Annotated in this window: 19 protein-coding genes; 12 read left to right on the plus strand and 7 right to left on the minus strand. The window is 72.2% G+C overall.

Features of this window, described 5'->3' with window-relative positions:
- Window positions 1–11 precede the first annotated feature (11 nt).
- Window positions 12–1,298 (plus strand): MFS transporter, encoded by a 1,287-nt coding sequence (locus ACZ4Z4_RS00575; protein ID WP_468320209.1) that lies wholly within the window; start codon window positions 12–14, stop codon window positions 1,296–1,298.
- 66 nt (window positions 1,299–1,364) lie between these two features.
- On the opposite strand, the gene ACZ4Z4_RS00580 is transcribed toward ACZ4Z4_RS00575, so the two are convergent.
- Window positions 1,365–1,598 (minus strand): hypothetical protein, encoded by a 234-nt coding sequence (locus tag ACZ4Z4_RS00580; protein ID WP_468320211.1) that lies wholly within the window; start codon window positions 1,596–1,598, stop codon window positions 1,365–1,367.
- Window positions 1,599–1,678: 80 nt separating this feature from the next.
- Between ACZ4Z4_RS00580 and map the strand changes: the two genes are divergently transcribed.
- The gene (map, locus tag ACZ4Z4_RS00585) at window positions 1,679–2,536 is read left to right on the plus strand and encodes a type I methionyl aminopeptidase (protein ID WP_468320214.1); all 858 of its coding nucleotides are present in this window, start codon (window positions 1,679–1,681) and stop codon (window positions 2,534–2,536) included.
- Between the two features lie 148 nt (window positions 2,537–2,684).
- Window positions 2,685–3,353: a biliverdin-producing heme oxygenase gene (locus ACZ4Z4_RS00590; protein ID WP_468320217.1), complete on the plus strand. Its 669-nt coding sequence runs from the start codon at window positions 2,685–2,687 to the stop codon at window positions 3,351–3,353.
- Between the two features lie 66 nt (window positions 3,354–3,419).
- Here ACZ4Z4_RS00590 and ACZ4Z4_RS00595 read toward each other — a convergent pair whose 3' ends face one another.
- A complete protein-coding gene (locus ACZ4Z4_RS00595; RefSeq protein WP_468320220.1) occupies window positions 3,420–4,877 on the minus strand; it encodes an HtaA domain-containing protein in 1,458 nt (485 codons plus the stop codon).
- A 46-nt stretch (window positions 4,878–4,923) separates the two neighbouring features.
- Entirely contained in the window at window positions 4,924–6,369 is a 1,446-nt protein-coding gene (locus ACZ4Z4_RS00600) for an HtaA domain-containing protein (protein ID WP_468320222.1), read from the minus strand.
- 134 nt (window positions 6,370–6,503) lie between these two features.
- Here ACZ4Z4_RS00600 and ACZ4Z4_RS00605 point away from each other — a divergent pair, with 134 nt between their 5' ends.
- From ACZ4Z4_RS00605 to ACZ4Z4_RS00630, 6 genes are all read left to right on the plus strand, one after another.
- Window positions 6,504–7,517 (plus strand): heme/hemin ABC transporter substrate-binding protein, encoded by a 1,014-nt coding sequence (locus tag ACZ4Z4_RS00605; protein WP_468320225.1) that lies wholly within the window; start codon window positions 6,504–6,506, stop codon window positions 7,515–7,517.
- Window positions 7,518–7,564: 47 nt separating this feature from the next.
- Window positions 7,565–8,629: a FecCD family ABC transporter permease gene (locus ACZ4Z4_RS00610; protein ID WP_468322025.1), complete on the plus strand. Its 1,065-nt coding sequence runs from the start codon at window positions 7,565–7,567 to the stop codon at window positions 8,627–8,629.
- Window positions 8,620–9,477, plus strand: a complete 858-nt coding sequence (locus ACZ4Z4_RS00615) for a heme ABC transporter ATP-binding protein (RefSeq protein WP_468320228.1) — start codon at window positions 8,620–8,622, stop codon at window positions 9,475–9,477. Before ACZ4Z4_RS00610 ends, ACZ4Z4_RS00615 begins: the two co-directional genes overlap by 10 nt.
- A gap of 30 nt (window positions 9,478–9,507) precedes the next feature.
- Window positions 9,508–10,344, plus strand: coding sequence for an FTR1 family iron permease (locus tag ACZ4Z4_RS00620; protein WP_468320231.1), 837 nt, complete (start codon window positions 9,508–9,510; stop codon window positions 10,342–10,344).
- 10 nt (window positions 10,345–10,354) lie between these two features.
- The gene (locus ACZ4Z4_RS00625; RefSeq protein ID WP_468320233.1) at window positions 10,355–10,693 is read left to right on the plus strand and encodes a hypothetical protein; all 339 of its coding nucleotides are present in this window, start codon (window positions 10,355–10,357) and stop codon (window positions 10,691–10,693) included.
- An 85-nt stretch (window positions 10,694–10,778) separates the two neighbouring features.
- A complete protein-coding gene (locus ACZ4Z4_RS00630; protein WP_468320235.1) occupies window positions 10,779–11,765 on the plus strand; it encodes an SCO2278 family lipoprotein in 987 nt (328 codons plus the stop codon).
- 24 nt (window positions 11,766–11,789) lie between these two features.
- Here the strand turns inward: ACZ4Z4_RS00630 and ACZ4Z4_RS00635 are convergent, their stop codons facing one another.
- On the minus strand, window positions 11,790–12,527 hold the full coding sequence (locus ACZ4Z4_RS00635) for a bifunctional DNA primase/polymerase (protein WP_468320238.1): 738 nt from the start codon (window positions 12,525–12,527) through the stop codon (window positions 11,790–11,792).
- A 168-nt stretch (window positions 12,528–12,695) separates the two neighbouring features.
- Here ACZ4Z4_RS00635 and ACZ4Z4_RS00640 point away from each other — a divergent pair, with 168 nt between their 5' ends.
- Window positions 12,696–13,556, plus strand: a complete 861-nt coding sequence (locus ACZ4Z4_RS00640; RefSeq protein WP_468320240.1) for a glycerophosphodiester phosphodiesterase — start codon at window positions 12,696–12,698, stop codon at window positions 13,554–13,556.
- On the opposite strand, the gene ACZ4Z4_RS00645 is transcribed toward ACZ4Z4_RS00640, so the two are convergent.
- Window positions 13,528–14,175: a TetR/AcrR family transcriptional regulator gene (locus tag ACZ4Z4_RS00645; protein WP_468320243.1), complete on the minus strand. Its 648-nt coding sequence runs from the start codon at window positions 14,173–14,175 to the stop codon at window positions 13,528–13,530. The genes ACZ4Z4_RS00640 and ACZ4Z4_RS00645 overlap by 29 nt on opposite strands.
- A 233-nt stretch (window positions 14,176–14,408) precedes the next feature.
- On the opposite strand from ACZ4Z4_RS00645, the gene ddaH reads away from it, so the two are divergent.
- Window positions 14,409–15,242: a dimethylargininase gene (ddaH, locus tag ACZ4Z4_RS00650; RefSeq protein ID WP_468320245.1), complete on the plus strand. Its 834-nt coding sequence runs from the start codon at window positions 14,409–14,411 to the stop codon at window positions 15,240–15,242.
- On the opposite strand, the gene ACZ4Z4_RS00655 is transcribed toward ddaH, so the two are convergent.
- The gene (locus ACZ4Z4_RS00655; protein WP_468320248.1) at window positions 15,239–17,236 is read right to left on the minus strand and encodes a glycoside hydrolase; all 1,998 of its coding nucleotides are present in this window, start codon (window positions 17,234–17,236) and stop codon (window positions 15,239–15,241) included. The genes ddaH and ACZ4Z4_RS00655 overlap by 4 nt on opposite strands.
- Window positions 17,237–17,437: 201 nt before the next feature.
- Here ACZ4Z4_RS00655 and ACZ4Z4_RS00660 point away from each other — a divergent pair, with 201 nt between their 5' ends.
- The gene (locus tag ACZ4Z4_RS00660; RefSeq protein ID WP_468320251.1) at window positions 17,438–17,941 is read left to right on the plus strand and encodes a hypothetical protein; all 504 of its coding nucleotides are present in this window, start codon (window positions 17,438–17,440) and stop codon (window positions 17,939–17,941) included.
- A 1-nt stretch (window position 17,942) separates the two neighbouring features.
- Here ACZ4Z4_RS00660 and ACZ4Z4_RS00665 read toward each other — a convergent pair whose 3' ends face one another.
- Window positions 17,943–18,959 carry a small ribosomal subunit Rsm22 family protein gene (locus ACZ4Z4_RS00665; RefSeq protein WP_468320254.1) on the minus strand — a complete coding sequence of 339 codons (1,017 nt, stop codon included), beginning with the start codon at window positions 18,957–18,959 and terminating at the stop codon, window positions 17,943–17,945.
- Window positions 18,960–19,153: the final 194 nt, after the last annotated feature.

Genomic DNA, 19,153 nt, shown 5'->3' on the forward strand with positions numbered 1-19,153 from the left:
CATGGCTCTTCGTGCCTCTCTCCGCGATACTGCCCGATCTCTCCCCCTGGCGTTCCACCCGTGACTTCCGGTTGCTGTGGGTGCAGGGGCTCGTCACCACGTTCGGCAGTTTCATGGCCCTGGTCGCCCTGCCGCTCCAGATCAAGGAGCTGACGGACTCACCGGTCGCGGTCGGCGCGATGGGCGCGGTCGAGCTGGTGCCGCTGATCGTCTTCGGGCTGTACGGCGGGGCGCTCGCCGACGCCGTGGACCGGCGCAGGGTGATCCTCCTGACCGAGGCGGGGCTCGGGCTCCTCGCCGCCGTCCTCCTGGTGAACGCGCTGCTGCCCGAGCCGATGCTGTGGCCGCTGTACGTCGTGGCGGCCGGCGTCTCGGCGCTCGCCGGGCTCCAGCGGCCCGCCCTCGACTCGCTGATGGCGCGGATCGTGCCGCACGACCAGCTGACGGCGGCCGCCGCGCTGAACTCGCTCCGGTGGAACGTGGGCGCCATCGCGGCGCCGTCCCTCGCGGGCATCGTCGTCGCGTACGCGGGCCACGCGTCGGCGTACGGGATCACGGCCGTCTGCTTCGTGCTGTCCGTCGCGCTGTGCACCCGCCTCTCCCCCGCGCCCGCCGCGCACGACGCGGAGAAGCCGTCGCTCAAGGGCCTCGCGGAGGGCGCGCGGTACGCGTGGTCCCGGCCGGTACTGCTCGGTACGTACGCGATCGACATGGCGGCGATGTTCTTCGCCTTCCCGAACACGATCTTCCCGTTCCTCGCGGACGACCTGGACGCCGAGTGGGCGCTCGGCCTGATGTACGCGGCCGGGGCGGTCGGCTCGCTGCTGTTCAGCCTCACCAGCGGGTGGACGTCGCGGGTGCGGCGGCACGGGCTGCTCGTGGTGTTCGGGGCGGCGGGCTGGGGCCTCGCGATCACCGCGGCGGGCTGGCTCTCGAACATCTGGCTGGTGCTCGGCTGCCTGGCGTTCGCCGGCGCCGGGGACATGGCGAGCGGGCTTGGGCGCTCCACGATCTGGAACCAGACCATCCCGGACGAGCTGCGCGGGCGGCTCGCCGGGATCGAGGTCCTGTCGTACAGCGTCGGCCCGCAGCTCGGCCAGGTCCGCGCGGGTACGGCGGCGGGCTGGACGGGCACGCGGCCCGCGATCTGGTCGGGCGGCCTCGCCTGCCTGGCCTCGGTCGGCATCCTCGCCGCGGTGCTGCCGAAGCTCGTCTCGTACGACGCGACGACGGACCCGGACGCACGCCGCCGCAGGGAGGCGGGGGCAGCGGAAGCATCCGAGCCGGTGGCCCCGTAAGGGGCGCGGGGAACTGCGCGCTCAGCCACATCCGACCCGCGCGAGGACCACCGGCCCAAAGAGCCCCTACACCTCACCCTCCCTGCCGCGCGCAGCGCCATCGTGCCACTTGGGATCGTTCTCCCACTCGAGGTTCCGCTCCTGGGCGGTCTGCATCGCGCGCTGGGCCTCCGCGCGCGAGGCGTAGGGACCCATGCGGTCCTTGCCGGGACAGTCAGGGCCCTCCTCGACCTTCTGGTGCTCCAGGCAGTAGAACCACTCGCCCGGCTTGCCGACGGTCCGCTTCTTGAACAGCGCCATGCCCCGCTCCTTCCGTCCCCGTTTCGGGTCACGTTCTCTGGGGCCATGCTGCCCCACGGCGGCTGGCTAGACTCGCTGGCATGTCTGGCCAGTCACTGCTCGTCCCAGGGGAGCTCTCTCCCATCCGTTCCGTACCCGGCAACATCAGGCGCCCCGAGTACGTGGGGAAACCCGCGCCGACCCCGTACTCGGGGCCCGAGGTGCAGACCCCCGAGACCATCGAGCTGATGCGCACCGCGGGCCGCATCGCAGCCCGCGCCATGGAAGAGGCCGCGAAGCACATCGCGCCCGGCGTGACCACCGATGAGCTGGACCGCGTCGCGCACGAGTACATGTGCGACCACGGCGCCTACCCCTCGACGCTCGGCTACCGCGGCTTCCCGAAGTCGCTGTGCAGCTCGGTCAACGAGGTCATCTGCCACGGGATCCCCGACTCCACCGTCCTCAACGACGGCGACATCATCAACCTCGACGTGACGGCCTACATCGGCGGTGTGCACGGCGACAACAACGCCACCTACCTCGTGGGCGACGTCGACGAGGAGTCGAGGCTGCTCGTCGAGCGGACCCGCGAGTCCCTCAACCGCGCCATCAAGGCCGTCAAGCCCGGCCGCCAGATCAACATCATCGGCCGCGTCATCGAGTCGTACGCCAAGCGCTTCGGCTATGGAGTGGTGCGCGACTTCACCGGCCACGGCATCAACACGTCCTTCCACTCCGGCCTGATCGTCCCGCACTACGACAGCCCGCACGCCACGACGGTCATCCAGCCCGGCATGACGTTCACGATCGAGCCGATGCTGACGCTCGGCACGCACGAGTACGACATGTGGGAGGACGGCTGGACCGTCGTCACCAAGGACCGGAAGCGGACCGCTCAGTTCGAGCACACGCTGGTGGTGACGGAGACCGGGGCGGAGATCCTCACGCTGCCCTGAATGGGAGATTCCGCAGGACGGGAGCGGGGTAAGTCTTTTACCGACAGGGTGTCGGGAACCGGTTGACTTAGGTAAGCCTAAGTTGCATGATCTTCAGAGGTCACCGGCTTCCGCCGCCCCGTCCTTCCCGGCTCCCCTGGAGGTCTTCATGGACTCGCCGCTCACGCCGTTCTCGACGGTCATCCGCACGGCGTCGCACGAGCAGCACACCGAGGCCGAGACCTCGACCTTCATGAGCGACCTCCTCGGCGGCGTGCTCGGCGTCGACGCGTACACGCGCTACACCGAACAGCTGTGGTTCGTGTACCGCGCCCTGGAGGACGGCGCGCAGGCCCTGCGCCACGACCCCGTCGCGGGCCCCTTCATCCAGCCCGAGCTGCACCGCGTGAGCGAGCTGGAGCGCGACCTCGCGCACCTGCGGGGCCCGGACTGGCGCGCCGGGCTCACCGCGCTGCCCGCCACGGAGGCGTACGCGGCACGGGTCGCCGAGTGCGCGCGCACCTGGCCCGGCGGCTATGTCGCCCACCACTACACGCGCTACCTCGGCGACCTCTCCGGCGGCCAGATCATCCGCGGCAAGGCCGAGCGGACCTGGGGCTTCGCCCGCAAGGGCGACGGCGTGCGGTTCTACGTCTTCGAGGGCATCCCCAACCCGGCCGCGTTCAAGCGGGGCTACCGCGAATTGCTCGACGGGATCGACGCGGTGGTCACGGACGAGTTGGAGAGGCGGCGGATCGTCGACGAGTGCAAGGTCGCTTTCGCTTTGAATACGGCGGTGTTCCGTGAGCTCGGGGAAGAGTTTCCGCTGACCGCGTGACGGGGTGACGACCCGGGGGCTCTGCCCCCGGACCCCCGCTCCTCAACGCCGGAGGGGCTGAAAGGCCTACCGAGTTCGTATCACCGCGCCCGCGCCCGCCACTAGCGCCACACCCGCCACAGCGAGCAGCGCGGCCGAGGGGACGGAGGAGCCGGTGTCCGCCAGTGAACCCGCGCCGCCTGCCGAACCGCCGCCGCCCACGGAACCGGAACCGGTGACGGCGGCGGAGCCCGAGTCGGAGTCGGGGGCCGTCGTCGGCGTGCCGCCGCCGGCCGGGAGTGCAGCGCTCGCCGACGAGGACAGCGCGACCGTCACCGGGTCGAGCTTCTCGCCCGGCCGGTACGGGGAGCCGGTCGTGTCGTTGGCGAACTGCTTCGCGCCCGCCGCCGTCAGGGTCGCGGGCACCTTGTCGAGCAGCACGACGTCGTTCTTCGCCTTGTACGAGGCGCCGGAGAGGTCGAGTGCGGCGAACTTCACGTCGTTGTTCGTACCCCGGGGTGTGGTGACGTCGGCGAGCAGGGTGCCCTTGGCGCCGTTCGCCCGCACCTTGAGGTCGCTGAACTTCATGTCGATGCCGTGCGCCTTGTACGTGAAGCGGACGCTGCCGCCGAAGGAGGCGTCGACCTTCTTGGCCGCGGAGTCCAGGTCCGCCTTGGCGTACGGGAAGCGGTAGCCGTCGGAGATCTTTTTGGCGCCGCCCGCGACGGTCGCCTTCCCACCGGTGGATATGTACTTCCGGAAGCTCTCCTTCAGCCCCCAGGAGAGGCGGCCGTCGACGACTTCACCTGCGGCCGTGGTCTGCTGCGAGGCGGTGGGCTTGGGCACCGGCTTCTGCGTCGGCTTCTTCGTGGGCTTCTCTGTCGGCTTCTGCGTGGGCTTCTGCGTCGGCTTCTCGGGCACCGGGCCGCCCGCCGTCACCGTGAGCGTGGCCGGGTCGAGCTTCTCGCCCGCCTCGTACATGCCGTTGAACGCCTTCGCGCCGTCCGCGGTCAGCGCCGCCGGGATGTCCTTGAAGACCATCGCGCCGCCCTGGCCCTGTCCGGGCCTGACCGCGCTCAGGTCCAGCGCGGCGAGGTCGATGTCGTGCTGGACGGCGCCGTTCAGGGTCACGTCGGCCTGGATGGCGCCGGTCCTGCCCTGGGTGCGGACCTTGACGTCGGTGATGCCGATGTCGAAGCGGTGGAGGGTGGAGGTGAAGCGGACACTGCCCTTGAAGGCGGTGTCGGTGGCGTGCGTACCGGTGTCGTACGTGCCCTTGCCCTCGGAGAACGTGAACGCCCCGTTCCCCGCGGCCTGCCGGGCACCGTCCTTGGCCTCGATCTTGCCGTGGGCCATGCCCATGACGTACTTACGGAAGGACTCCTTCAGACCCCACTCCAACGTGCCGTCCTTGAGCTCCAGCTTCGGCGGGGCGGCCGTGCCGGTGTCGGCGGCGACCGCCGGCAGTGCGAGCGCGCTCGCGCCCAGGGCGACGGCGGCCGCGACGGCTGCCGCGAGAACGGTGGGACGACGGGTGGCGGCCATGATCAGGCTTCTCCTTCAGAGGGGGGCTGGGGGGGCTGTCGGGCAGTCAGGCGCCCGGGGAGTTGCGGGTGTTCGTCGTCGCGCGCTTCTTGCGTACGACTCCGAAAGCGACCGCCGCCGCGAGCAGCACCGCGACACCTGCGCCGGCCGCGATCGGCACGGCGTTCGACGAGGAGGACGCGGAGGATGCGGAGGACGCGGAGGTGTTCTCGGTCCTGGGCGCCGCGGACTTCACGGGCGGCGAGGGCTTCGCGGACGAGCCGAGGTCCGGCAGCGAGGGCAGCTGCGCGTCCGCGTCGAGGGCGACGGCGAGCGAGAGCGGGTCCATGGCGGAGCCCGCCTTGTACATGCCGCCGAACGCCTTGGCACCCTCGGCGGTGAGCTTCGACGGGACCTCGGTGAGGGAGACCAGGCCACCCTTCGGCCGCAGCCCCTTCGCGGTGAAGGTGATCAGCGGGGCGTTCTTCAGGGTGGCACCGCGGTCGCCCTTGCCGTCGACGTCCGCGGTGAGCGTGCCCTTGCCGTCCTCGACCTCGACGGCGACCCCGGAGAGCGTCAGGTCGAGGCCGTGCGCGCCGGTGAAGCGGACCGCCCCCGCGAACTCCGCGGTGAGGGTGCCCTTCTTCTCGTCGTACGTGCCCTTGCCGCGGGGGAAGCGGAAGAGCGCGCCGCCGTCCTGGGCACCGGCGGACAGCTTCCACTCGCCCTTGGCGATGGGCCCGGTGACGTACTCGCGGAAGGTGCGGCGCACGCCCCAGTCGACGGCGGCATCCTCGATGCGGCCCGCCTGGCCCGCCTTCGCCTTCTTCTCGCCGCCGCCGGGCTTCCGCTGCTTGTTGTCGGGCTTCGGAGGGCTTTTGGCGACGAGGTCCGTCGACAGGCTCACCGGGTCGAGGGCGGTGCCCGCCGTGTAGTACCCGGCGAAGGCCTTCGCGCCCTGTGAAGTGAGCGTGGCGGGCAGGTTGTTGAGGGCGATCGGGCCGGTGCCGCCCTTCATGTCGATACCGGATATGTCGAGTGAGGCGAGCGGCACCTGCGCGGTTCTCGTGACCTTGCCGGTGCCCTTCTCCTTACTGACCATGTCGGCGTAGAGCGTGCCGGAGCCGCCGGAGACCTTCACCGCGGGGCGGCTGATGGTGAGGTCGAGCTCGTACGCGCCGCCCTTCTTGTGCCCGGTGAAGCGCACCCCGCCCGAGAACCCCGCGGCGAACACCCCGGTGTCCGGGTCGTACGAGCCCTTCGCCGAGTGGAAGCGGAACTGGCTCCCACCGACCGTGGCCGCTCCCCCTTGGAGGGTGGAGGCGCCTTGGGCGATGGGCCCCGTGACATAGCTCTGGAAGGAGGACTTGATGCCCCAGTCGAGCCGTCCGCCCTGGACCGTGCGGTCCTCGGCGTGCGCGGCGGCCGCCGGGAGCAGGGCTCCGACGAGTGCGGTGAGCACGGCCACGGCTCCGGCGCGAACGGTGGCACGCGCCTGTCCGGACGACGGCATGGGGCTCCTCCAGCGGTCTGGCGAATTAGGTAAGGCTAACCTAAACTACAAACGCTTCGGGCTGGAACCCCCAACCGGAACCCAGCCCTCGAAGCAACCCCAACAGCTCGACAGGACGGTGGACTTCGGTGCGAATGCCGCGCTCACTCCGCATCGCCGGCGCATGGGCCGCCGTGCTCGCCCTCGGTCTCACCGGGTGCGGAACCCCGGACGGCGACGGCGGCACAGCCGCGCGGCGGGCGCAGGCGAAGAGCTCCGCGCCCGACCGGGTCGAGCCCCTGAAGACCGAGCCGAAGCCCTCGCTCCCGGCCACCGTCACCTCCGCCGACGGCCACCGCGTGACGGTGCGGGACACCCGTCGCATCGTGCCGCTCACCGGCAGCCTCAACGAGATCGTCTTCACCCTGGGGCTCGGCGGTAACGTCGTCGCCCGCGACATCACCGCCACCTTCGAGCAGGCGAAGAAGCTGCCGGTGGTGACCCGCGCCCACGACGTCTCGGCGGAGAGCGTGCTCTCGCTCGAACCGACCGTCGTCCTCGCGGACACCACCACCGGGCCCGCCGAGGCCATCGACCAGATCCGTGACGCGGGCATCCCCGTCGTCGTCTTCGACCCCGCGAAGAGCCTCGCCGACGTGAGCCCCCGCATCGAGGCGGTGGCCGGGGCGCTGGGCGTGCGGAAGGCGGGGGCCGAGCTGACGGAGCGCACGCGGCAGCGGATCGCGGCGGTCCGCGAGGACGTCCCGGCAAGGAACGGGAAGAAGAAGCCGCGGGTCGCCTTCCTCTATCTGCGCGGCTCGGCCTCCGTCTATCTGCTCGGCGGGCGCGAGTCCGGCGCGAGTTCGCTCCTGGAGGCGGCGGGCGCGGTCGACGCGGGCAAGGAGTCCGGGCTCCGCAAGGACTTCACGGCGATCACGAGCGAAGCGCTCGCGAAGGCCGCGCCCGACGCGATCCTGGTGATGCGGAAGGGGCTCGCGTCGGTGGACGGCGTGCCCGGACTCCTCAAGGTCCCGGGCGTCGCCGAGACCCCCGCGGGCCTGGACCGGCGCGTCGTCTCCATCGACGACGGCGTGCTCCTCAACTACGGGCCGCGCACCGACCAGGTGCTGAAGTCCCTGGTGGAGCAGTTGTACGGGGACGCCGAGTGAGCACGCTCGCCAAAGCCAAAGCCAAAGCCGACGCCGAAGCCCCTGACGTGCCGGCCCCCGCGCCGGACGGCGACGCCCCCCGCCGCCGCGGCGCCGCCCTCCCCCTGACCGCGGCCCTCTCCGTCGCCCTCGTCCTGCTCTGCCTGCTCTCCGCGGGCACCGGCGCGTACGACATCCCTCTCGGCGACGTCGTCTCCTCCGTCCAGCACCGGCTCGGGCTCGGCGGGTCCGCGCTCGACCGGGTCGGCGAGAGCGTGCTGTGGAACGTGCGGCTGCCGCGCGTCGTGCTCGCCCTCCTCGTCGGCGCCTCGCTCGGCTGCGCGGGCGCGCTGATGCAGGGCGTGTTCGGCAACCCGCTCGCCGAGCCCGGCGTCATCGGGATCTCGTCGGGCGCCGCGGTCGGCGCCGTCGCCTCCATCGCGCTCGGCCTCACCTTCCTCGGCAACTGGACGGTGACCGTCTGCGCGTTCGTCGCCGGGCTCGCCACCGTCCTGCTCGTGTACGCGATGTCGCGCGAGGGCGGCCGCACCGAAGTCGTCACGCTGATCCTCACCGGCATCGCCGTGAACGCGTTCGCGGGCGCCCTCATCGGCCTGTGCGTCTTCCTCGCGGACAACGCGCAGATCAGCCAGATCACCTTCTGGCAGCTCGGCTCGCTCGCCCAGGCGACCTGGCCGAAGGTCCTCGCCGTCCTGCCCTGCGCCCTCGCCGGGCTCGCCGTCGCGCCGTGCTACGCGCGCCGGCTGGACCTGCTCGCGCTCGGCGAGCGGCCCGCCCGGCACCTGGGCGTGGACGTGGAGCGGCTGCGGCTCGTGCTCGTCCTCGTGGTGGCCCTGCTGACCGCGGCCGCCGTGGCCGTCGCCGGGATCATCACCTTCGTCGGCCTCCTCGTGCCGCATCTGCTGCGGATGGCCGCGGGCCCCGGGCACCGCTTCCTCGTGCCCGGCAGCGCGCTCGGCGGAGCACTGGTCCTCGTCGCCGCCGACCTGGCCGCGCGCACGGTGGCCGCGCCCGCCGAGCTGCCGCTGGGCGTGCTCACCGCGCTCCTCGGCAGCCCGTTCTTCTTCTGGCTGCTCCGCAGGACCCGTCGCAGGCAGGGTGGTTGGGCGTGATCGGACAGCTGCGCAGGAGACTTTTCGCGGGACGGGAGCGCGTGCTCCCGGGGCCGACCGCCCGTGGGGACGTCCTCGCCGAGGCCGAGGGGCTGCGGGTGCGGCTCGGCGGACGCGAGGTGCTGTGCGGGGTCTCGCTCGCCGCCCGCGCGGGCGAGGTGTTCGCCCTGGTCGGGCCCAACGGCGCCGGTAAATCCACCCTGTTGGCCGCGCTGGCCGCCGACCTGCCGGCCGACGAAGGCGTTGTACGCATCTGCGGCCGGCCCGCCCCCGACTGGCCCGCGCCCGAACTCGCCCTGCGCCGTGCCGTGTTGCCGCAGTCCGCGGCGCTCTCCTTCCCCTTCCCGGTCGCGGAGGTCGTACGGATGGGCCGCGCGCCCTGGGCCGGGACCCGGTCGGCGGACGACGACGACCGGGTGGTGCGCGAGTCGATGGCGGCCACCGAGGTGGGCGGCTTCGCCGCGCGCCCCTTCTCCGCGCTCAGCGGCGGTGAGCGCGCCCGGGTCGCGCTGGCCCGCGTCCTCGCCCAGCGCGCCCCCCTGCTGCTGCTCGACGAGCCGACCGCCGCGCTCGACCTGCGCCACCAGGAACTGGTGCTGCGCCTCTGCCGGGAGCGGGCGGCCGCCGGTGACGCCGTCGTGGTGGTCCTCCACGACCTGGGCCTCGCGGCGGCGTACGCGGACCGGGTCGCGGTGCTGCGCGGCGGGACCGTCGCGGCGGACGGCGCCCCCGGCGACGTGTTCGAGGCGACACTGCTCTCCGAGGTGTACCGGCAGCCCGTCGAGGTGTTCCCGCACCCGCGCACGGGCGCCCCCGTGGTGGCCCCCCGCAGGGACAGCGGGCAGTGACTCGAACGGGAGCGCGACTACTCTTCCGGGATGTTCGACAACTATCTGATCGGGCTGCGCGACGGCCTGGAGGCCGGCGTGGTCGCCTGTCTGCTCCTCGCCTTCACGGCGAGGAGCGGGCGGCGTGCCGCGCTGCCGCCCGTATGGGCCGGTGCCGGCGCCGCGGTGGCCCTCGCGGCCGGCTTCGGCTGGGCGCTGACGTTCGGTTCGCAGGAGTTGACGCCCCGGGCACGGGAGACGCTCGGCGGGACGCTGTCGGTCGCCGCCGTGGGCCTGCTGACGTGGGTGGTCCTTCGGATGCCGCGGCACGCGGAGGCACGGCACACGACGGCTCTGCTCGCGGTGACCGCGTTCTGCGCGGTGGGCCGGGAGGCTCTGGAGGCGGCCCTGTTCTGCTGGGCGTCGGCGCGCGCGTCGAGGGACGGTTCGCACGGGCCGCTGCTCGTCGTGCTCCTGGGCCTGCTCACCGCGCTCGTACTCGTGGGGCTGCTCGCCCGGCTGCTCCGCGCGGGCGCGGCCCGTGTCGGCCCCGACCGCCCGCGCACCTGGTCCGGCGCCGCGCTGATCGTCGTGGCGGCGGGCTTCCTCGCGCACGGCGTGGCCGCCTTGCAGGAGGCCGAACTCCTCGGCGGACCGGGGGACATGGCGTTCGACATCGGCGGCGCTGTCCCGCCGGACAGCTGGTACGGCGCGCTCCTGGCGGGCACCCTGAGCTTCCGCCCCGACCCGACGGTCCTCCAGGTGGTGGCCTGGCCGCTGTACGCGGTCCCGGCGCTCGCCCTGCTCCGGCTGGTGTCCCGCACCCCCTCATCCGGCTCGAACTCCGGTGCCTATGATCGTCGTTCACCAGTTGATCGACATCTCTGAGGATCCCCCCATGCGAACCTCCCGATTCGGGAAGAGCCTTGCCACGCTGACCGCGGCCACCGCCGTGGCGCTCGGCGCCTCGCTCATGACCGCCCCCACCGCCGCCGCGGTCGGCGGCAGCGCCTGCACCAAGAACGTCAAGAACCACAACATGATGGTCATCAACGTGGGCGCCACCGCCTACTCGGGCCCCGGCACCAGCTACAGCAAGCGCAAGCGCCTGGAGTGGTTCGACAACGTCTACGTGCGTTGCTACACGGTCAAGCGCGGCAACCAGTGGTACTACGGCGATCTGCCGCGCACCAGCAAGCGCGGCTGGGTCAACGCGACGCTCCTCCAGGAGATCTGACCCGCACCCGCACACCCCTTCCGCACACCCCTTTTCCGGGCCCGATAAGGTTCGGGCCCGGGAAGGGGTAGGTGAAGGCATTCCGATGAGCAACGTTCGCAGGGTTCGCGGTCTCGGCCGGCCCGTCATGGTGTCGGCGGCGGTGACGGCCCTGGCGCTCACGGCGAGCGGCTGCGTGACCGTGCACGGGGAGCGGGAGGTCGTCCCCGCGGCCACCAAGTCCGAGGCGGACCGCGCCCTCAGGGAGTTCCTCACCGCGTACAACAAGGCGGACAAGGCCTACGATCCGGCCCTGGACGCCGCCCGCATCACAGGGCCGCTGGGCGCCATCAACCAGGGCGGCCTGAAGTCCCGGCGTGTGCAGCACCCGGCCGGCAACCCGAACCACGTGCCGCTGGAACTCACGGACGTGACGTACGCGATACCGAAGAAGGCCGGCTGGCCGCGCTGGTTCCTGGCGGACACCAAGGCCAACCGCCGCTCCGACCTGCGGTGGCTGTGGGTCTTCACGAAGAGCGGCCCGGACCAGCTGTGGCGGGCGACCTATCTGAACCTGGTGTCGCCGCGGAAGATGCCGAAGCTGAAGAAGGACGCGGACGGCTGGGCCGAGCCGGTGTCCCCGCGGGCGAAGGATCTCGCGCTGGCCCCGGCCGACCTCGGCAAGGAGTACACGTCGTACCTCAAGTCGGGCGGTGACGCCTTCGCGCCGAGCGACCACACCTCGCGCTGGAAGGCGTACCGCAACCGCAATTCCAAGCGGGCCGGCCTCGCCGTGCAGTACGTCGACGAGCCGCAGAACGGCGGCACGTTCGCACCGCTGGGGCTGCGCACCGAGGACGGCGGCGCGCTGGTGTTCTTCGCCACTCGCCACTACGAGAAGCAGACCGCGTTCAAGGGCCTCAGCCCGAAGGTCGACGCGGACGCGAAGGCGCTGCTCAAGGGCGAGGTGCGGCAGTCCCTGCTCCTTGACCGGGTCTCCAACCAGGTGGTCGTCGACCCCGAGAAGCCGAGCGGCGACAAGGTGGCGTTCCTGGGCCGCCTCCAGGGTCTGACGGGCGCGAAGGGCGAGTAGCCCCCGAAGGGGGAACCACCCGGATCAGCCCCGCAGCGGCCAGGCGGCGACGTCCTCCTGCGGCTCGCCCGCCACGCGCGCGCATGCGTCGGTGAGGGTCGCGAGCAGCGTCAGCGGGTCCGGCAGCGGATGCTCGGGGCCGCGGATCCAGCGCACCTCCCGGTCGTCGGGGAGCCGGGCGGGTGGCACCAGGACGTACGACCCGCGGCAGTGCCAGCGCAGGCCGGGGTGCTCGTCCATCGTCTCGGGGTGGCAGTCGAGCTCGCACGGCCACCACTCGTCCTCGTCCTCGGGGGTGCCGCGGGTCGCGGTGTAGAAGAGCAGCCGGCCCTGGCCGTTGCCGCCGCCCGACTCGGCGACGGGGCCCACCTCGATCCCGGCGGCGAGCAGCCGCTCAAGGGCTTCGAGCCCGGCGTCCAGCGGCACGTCGAGGACGTCGTGGACCATGCCGGTCGCGGTGATGAAGTTGGCCTGCGGCTGGTGGCGGGCCCACCGCTCGATCTGGCCGCGGTCCGTCGTGGACTGCGTCTGCCAGGCGAAGGAGACGGGGTGCCGGGCCGGGGTGGGGCAGCCGATGCGGTCGCAGGAACATCGGTACCCCGACGGATACGCGGCCGGGGCGAGCGGCAGTCCGGCCGCCGCGGCGGCGAGGAGCAGCTCCTCGCGGGCCCGGTCATCCGCGGCCGTGTCCTTGGGGCGCCGGCGGAGCCACTGGGAGAATTTGCCCTGTCCGCCGGACCGGCTGCCGAACTCCGCGCCCATCTAGCCCCTCACCTCGCCGTTGTGCCGAAAGCATGACCCATGGTCCCACCATCCTGCGCCTCGGGGGGCCGGAGGCCACATCCGGGGTCGCCGGGGTATGCCCACCGGGTGGTGACATAGCAGGACATTCCTGTGCGAGTTTGGATTTACCCGCCTACCGTGGGCGCCATGGTCATTAGGACTGTGCTGACGAGCCTCACGGCGCTGACCCTCACGGCACCGAACGGCTTCCTCGCCCCGATCGAGTGGGGCGGCGTGCCGCTGACCGTGGACGCGCTGCCCCGCGTGGTCTACACCGCGCACCGCGGCGGCGCCCTGGAGGTGCCGGAGAACAGCATGTCGGGCCTGCTGGCCGCCTATCAACGCGGTACCGCCCAGGTCCTCGACTTCGACACGCGGATACTGCGCGACGGGACGCTGGTGGTGATGCACGACTCCACCCTGGACCGCACCACGTACATGTCGGGGCCGGTGCGCCGCCTCGACCGGTGGAGCTGGCTGGCCGTGCGGCTGCGCCCCTCCGCCGCGGTGCCCGGCCACTGGCGCCCGGAGCGGCCGCCGACGGTCGCGGAGGTCCTCGACCGGTTCGGCGGGCGGATCATGCTGATGCTGGAGGCCAAGGACCCGAAGAGCCTGGAACCGCTCGCCCGGCTGATCCGCGCCCGCGGGCTGACCCGCTCGGTCTTCGTGAACACCAACGACCCGGCCGTCGCCCGGCGCGCCCACCGCCTCGGCCTGCTGGCCCAGCTGTGGCGCTCGAAGGCGCAGATGCGCCGGGACCGCCCGAAGGAGTGGGCGTCGTTCGTGGACGTCCTTGACGTGGACTACAAGGCGCGCGACAGCGATCTGCTGCGCGCGGTGAACTCGGGCATCCCCCGGGTGTGGGCGCACACGGTCACCACTGCGGAGCAGCGCGACCGGGTGCTGCGCCTCGGCTGCAACGGCGTGATCACGGACGCGCCGGGCCTCCTCGCGCGTACGCCGGTCAGGAGTACGGCGGTCAGGTCGTGGAGAACGGTCGGGGCGTGATGCCGTACAGCGCGTACTCGACGAGCGTGTCGACGTACGCGTGGGTGAGGGGGCCGGAGCGCATCAGCCAGCGCTGGGCGAGCGGGCTCGACCACAGTTCGAGGGCGATGCGGGGGTCGATGTCGGGCACGACGTGCCCCGCCTCGCGGGCCTGCTCGACGCGTTTCACGAAGAGCTGGAGCTGCGGCTCCAGGAGCTTCTCGACGAACTCGGCGCCGAGCTCGGGGTTGAGCAGTCCCTCGGCGGCGAGCGCGCGGTAGGGCGCGTCGTACTTGGGGTCGTTGAACTCGTCGACGGTGGCGCGCATCACGTACTTGAGGTCGGCCTCCAGATCCCCGGTGTTCGGGATCTCGGTCTCGGTCTCCGCGCTGCCCGCTTTCTCACTGGCCTCGCGGGACGCCTGCTCGGCGAGGTCGAGGAAGGCGTCGAGCAGGACGGCTCCCTTCGAGGTCCACCAGCGGTAGATCGTCTGCTTGCCGACGCCGGCGCGGGCCGCGATGGCCTCGATCGTCAGCTTCGCGTAGCCGACCTCGCCGACGAGGGCGAGGGCTGCGTCGTAGATCGCGCGGCGCGAGCGTTCGCTGCGGCGCGTGGAGTCGGGAGCGGTCTTCTGGGCCATGCCCTCGAATGTAGCAGCGGCCGAACCGAGACGTCCCGTCTAGACAAGACGCGTCGTCTCGCGCATGGAGATCGCACCGGGCACCACCCGTCCGCCCCCGCCCGCACCGCCGTTCGGCCAATCTCGCAACCACCCGTTCGGTTCACTGCGCGAAGGCTCTCCCAGACCGCACTATGGGCATCAACTGCCCCACCACGGGCAGCACATGACCTGCGGTACGTGAGGAGCCTTCATTGTCCCGTTTTCCTCGCTCTCCCCGGCGCGCCACACCCCGGCGCTATCTGATGTGCCCACCGGCACACTTCAAGGTCACCTACTCCATCAACCCCTGGATGGACCCCGGCAAACCGGTCGACGTCCCCCTCGCCGTCGCCCAGTGGGAGGACCTGCGCGACCGGTACGTCTCCCTCGGCCACACCGTCGAGGAGCTCACCCCCCGGCCCGGCCTGCCGGACATGGTCTTCGCGGCGAACGGCGCGACCGTCGTCGGCGGACGCGTGCTCGGCGCCCGCTTCGCCTACCGCGAGCGCGAGGAGGAGGCCGCGGCCCACCTGGAGTGGTTCCGCGCGCACGGCTTCACCGAGATCCACGAACCCACCCACATCAACGAGGGCGAGGGCGACTTCGCCGTCACCGCCTCCTACGTCCTGGCCGGGCGCGGCTTCCGGGCCAGCCCGCTCTCGCACGGCGAGGCGCAGGAGTTCTTCGGCCGCCCGGTGATCGGGCTCGACCTGGTCGACCCCCGCTACTACCACCTGGACACCGCGCTCGCCGTCCTGGACGACGCGGCGGACGACGTCATGTACTACCCGCCCGCCTTCTCCCCCGGCAGCCGGGCGGTGCTGCGGCGGCTCTTCCCCGACGCGGTGATCGCCGAGGAGCCCGACGCCGAGGCGCTCGGGCTCAACGCCGTCTCCGACGGGCTCCACGTGCTGCTGCCGCAGGCCGCGCTCGGCCTCTTCGAGCCCCTGCGCGAGCGCGGCTACGAACCCGTCGGGATGGACCTGTCCGAGCTGCTCAAGGGCGGCGGCAGCGTGAAGTGCTGCACGCAGGAGCTGCGGGGCTAGCCCAGCTTCGCCGGACAGAGCCGGCGCGGCTCGTCGTCGCCCGCGAGGCGGGCGTCGACGCAGCCGCCCGGCAGCCCGTCGTGCGCCGCGGTGCCGAAGTTGGCCGTGACGGTCAGTGCGCCGTCGCCGAACACCGTGCGCTGGACGGTGCGGTCGGCGGTCAGGCGCCGGTAGGAGGTGAGGGGTTCGGTGCCCGCGGCCTTGTGGAGCGGGGCGAAGTACTTCTGGAGTGCGGCCAGTTCGGCACCGTGCTTCTTGAGGGACGGGCCGTCGAGGACGTAGTTGAGGGGCGTGTTGTAGAGCATGGCGAGCAGCGCGCGGTCCTTCTTCTGGCGCGGCAGCTTCTCGTACGAGAGCTCCCAGCGCTCGGCGTTGACGAGCGAGCCGTGCAGCGCGGTCTCGTAGAGCGGGACGCGGTAGCGGGGGGCGTACATCGCCTTGGCGAGGCCCGCGGGCAGGTCGACCGGTTTGAAGAAGACGCCGGGCGCGGTCTCCGGGTAGTAGCCGCCCCACTTCTCGCGGTCCTTCTGGAGCTTCCAGAGGCCGTCGGCGACCGGGGTGCCGCCGCCGTGGTCGAAGGCGAGCACCTGGTTCGCCCACGCCTGGGCGGTCTCCGAGCCGAGGACGAGGCCCTTGTCCGCGATGCGCCGCATCCGCGCGAGCCGGTTCCCGCGGTCGCCGTCCTTGGTCATCCGGTGGCCCTTGCCGTGGTCGCGGAAGAGTTCTCCGGTGGCGTCGACGTCGAGGAAGTAGCTGTCGGCGCCGTTGGCGACCATGGAGCGGGTGCGGTCGGCGAGGTGGTGGTGGCGGGGCTCAGCACGTTCGAAGGCCTGCGAGCTGAGGTAGCAGCCGCGGCCGCCGAAGCCGGTGACGGGTTTGCCCTCGGCGTCCCGCACGCAGTAGTCGGGGTAGACGGTGCCCGGCCAGGCGGAGGTGGGGCTGTCCGCGTTCTTGGGGTCCTGGCCGTTGGCGAAGGAGTCGTAGGGGCCGACGAGGTAGCCGGCCTTCTTCGCGGCGCTCACGGCGGCCTTGTCCATGGGGCCGGGGCCCGCGTCGTAGCCGAGCCACATCCGGTCGACGCCCAGCTTGCGGAGCTGCTCGACGCCCTCCGCCTCGCGGGCGGTGCCCCAGGTGTAGGCGTGGAAGGCGCCGAGGAGCTTCGCGGTGGCGGGGTTCTTCGCGATCTTCCGCTTCAAACTGCCGAGCCGGCCGCGTTCGGCGAGGTAGGAGCGGTAGTCGGCGGCGGGCGCGACGGCGTTGCCGTCGGTCAGGGCGAAGGTGACGGTGTAGTCGCGGGTGCCCTCGCCGCGGTCGAAGGTGTGCTCGGCGGTGGTGCGCAACCGCCCGTGCGGTGCGGTGAAGTCGAGGGTCGTGCCGATGTCGGTGGGGGTGAGGTAGCTGACGCCGGCCCGCTTGCCGAGGGAGTAGCCCCACAGCGGCAGCGTCAGGCCCTCGCCCATGTCGACGCCGCTGCCCGCGAGGCCGCCCTCCCCCTTGGTCCAGAAGGTGTCCCGCACGGGGATGTCCAGGCCCTCGCCGCGCGGGAGCTGGAGGGAGGTGGCGGCGGCGTCGGTGCCGGTGACGGGCCAGCCGACCTTGGTGTCGCGGTGTGCCTTCATGCTGAGGGAGAGGCGGCCGTGGTCGGTGCGGGCGGTCACGTCGATGCCGCGCTCGGGGTAGCTCCAGCGGGCCCGGCCCGTGCCGGTGCGGGTCACCGGGCCGGGCTTTCCGAGATCGGTGGTGGAGGCGTCGGAGAGGGTGAGGTCGCGGCCGTCGCGGGTGTGGGCGCGGACGGCGAGCGTGGCGGTGTCGACGACCGCGGTGCCGCCCTTGACGGCGAGTTCGACGCGCCGGCCGTGCGGCGGCTCGGCCCCCGCGGTGAACGCGTACGTGGTGGCTCCGGCGGCGACGACCGCGAGGGCGACGGACAGGGTGAGGAATCGGGTCTCGGACCGCCTGCGGGCGTGACCGGGTGAACTGCTCTTGATCGGCATGGAGATGTGGATAGTCGCCGCTTCTAAGAGTCTTTTAAGAGCCTTTCAAGAAGAGGGTCGGTTCAGCCATGTGGCCGACAACGTGCTAACAATACGGGCGCACAGGTACGCACGCGCTCCTGTGCGAACGCGTCACCACAACCAAACAGTTGGGTCCACGAGGGCCCAGGGGGAAGAAGAGGTATCAGCGCAGTGAACCGTATGCGCACGTCCGCCGCAGTGCTGGCCACCGCGGGGGCCCTGACCGCCGCTCAGCTCGGCCTCGCCGGGTCCGCGTCCGCCACGTCCGGCCCGACCGCTCCGAAGGCCGCTCCGACGGCGTCGCCGCGGGCCGTCTCCGGCTGCCCGATCGACATCGTCTACACCTCCCGCTTCCAGGTCGACCGGAACGGCTGGGTCACCAACGGGGGGCTGTACTTCGGCATCAAGAACAAGAGCACGAAGAGCTTCAAGAAGGTCAGCTTCACGGTGACCAACGTCAAGAACGTCCGCTTCGGCACGGCCACGCCGAAGGGCGGCAAGGTCACCCGCAAGACGTCCAAGACCGTCACCGTGTACGACAAGAGCCTGGCGGGCAAGGCCAAGCTCGGCGTCAAGGTGCGCACGCGCCTGCTGAACACCAGGTCCTACAAGGTGAAGTTCTCCGTGCGCGGCACGGGCTGGAACTGCGCCGTCGACCAGGGCACCTGGGGCGCGGGCGCGTGAGTCACGCCGCGGGCGGGGGCGGCCACGCGTCGCCCCAGTCCGCGTCGCGCGCCGCGCGGTAGAGGGGGCCGTGGCGCTTGGTCACGGTCTCCCTGCGCAGGGACTCCTCGACCCCGCACAGGTCGAGGAGCACCTGGCCCTTGCGGATCTGCGGGCGGCGCACCACGCGGGCGGGGGCGGGGGCCGGGTCGAAGCGGACCGCCGCGACATAGCTGAACTTCTCGTCCTCGTAGGCGAGGGAGCCGCCCTTGACCTGGCGGTGCAGGGACGACCTGCTGACCCGCGCGGAGAAGTGGCACCAGTCCGTGCCGGGTTCGATGGGGCACGCCGCGCTGTGCGGGCAGGGGGCGGCGATCCGGTAGCCGGCGGCGATCAGCCGGTCGCGTGCCTCGATGATCCGTCCGTAGCCGTCGGGGGTGCCGGGCTCGATGATGACGACGGCCTGCGTCGCCGCGTCGGCCGCCGCGTCGACGACGGAGCGGCGGTCGGCCTCCGTGAGCTCCCCGAGGACGTACGACACCGTGACGAGATCGGTGCTCTCGATGGTGAGCGTCGATCCGATACGGGAGCGCTGCCACCGCGCGGCGCTCAGCCGGGGCGTCGCCGCGGCCAGTTCCCGCCCGAGCGCCAGTGCGGGCTCGGCCCAGTCCAGGACCGTCACCGGCCGCTCCCCCGCCCAGGTGGCCGCGACCGCCCAGGTCGCCGCGCCGGTGCCGCCGCCGACGTCGACATGGCTGCCGGGCGCCCAGCCCTCGGGCGCCGCGTCCGCGAGGGCGGCCAGCGCGGCCCGCACGGCCTCGAAGGTCGCGGGCATGCGGTACGCCGCGTACGCGACGACGTCCGCGCGGTCGCGCAGGATCGGGGCGTCGGTCGGGGTGCGGCCCCGGTAGTTGGCGATCAGCCGGTCGACGGCCTGGGTCGCCTGCTTGGGCGGGAGGCCGTCCAGGAGTCCGGCGAGCGAGGCGCGCAGGGTCTCGGCCGGGGGGCCTTCGGATGCCGGGGGGATCGGGACGTTCACCCGCTGATTCTACGGGGGCGCTGCGCTGGCTGGGGCGGGTGTGGGGTGTGCCTGAGCCGACTCGTTCCCGTGCCTCCGCGTCTGCCCCATGCCGCCTGTCCGGCGGGTGCGGGGTCGGGTGGGCCGGTCGCGCAGTTCCCCGCGCCCCTGGAACCTTCGGCACCCCGCACCGTCCCGCGCCGGCCCCCGGCCCC

Source organism: Streptomyces sp. NPDC030245, from assembly GCF_055572995.1.